1 protein-coding gene is annotated in these 235 nt (G+C 66.8%); it reads right to left on the bottom strand.

Annotation, left to right across the window (positions count from 1 at the left end):
• Positions 1–235 (bottom strand): substrate-binding domain-containing protein (locus EOD29_RS35120; protein ID WP_164764108.1); only part of this gene is annotated, 235 nt, incomplete at both ends.

The following is a 235-nucleotide window of genomic DNA, read 5'->3' as shown; positions in this document are numbered from 1 at the left end:
GCCGAGCTGGGCGCCGAGATCGCGCAGCGACATGCGGAAGGACGTCAGTGTCGGCTGCAGGAAATGCGTGCGCGGCTCCTCGCGGAAACCGACGACGGCGAGCTCGCGGCCTGGCACGATGCCGGCCTCGGCAAGACGGCGGTAAAGCCCGATCGCCATCAGTTCGTGGATCAGGATGATCGCCGTCGGCCGCTCTTCGATCATCAGCAATTCGTGGCCGGCCTGATAACCGCCC

It is taken from the genome of Mesorhizobium sp. M1A.T.Ca.IN.004.03.1.1 (assembly GCF_003997555.1).
In the GTDB taxonomy this organism is placed as follows: domain Bacteria; phylum Pseudomonadota; class Alphaproteobacteria; order Rhizobiales; family Rhizobiaceae; genus Mesorhizobium.
This window is presented reverse-complemented; position numbering and strand designations above follow the sequence as displayed.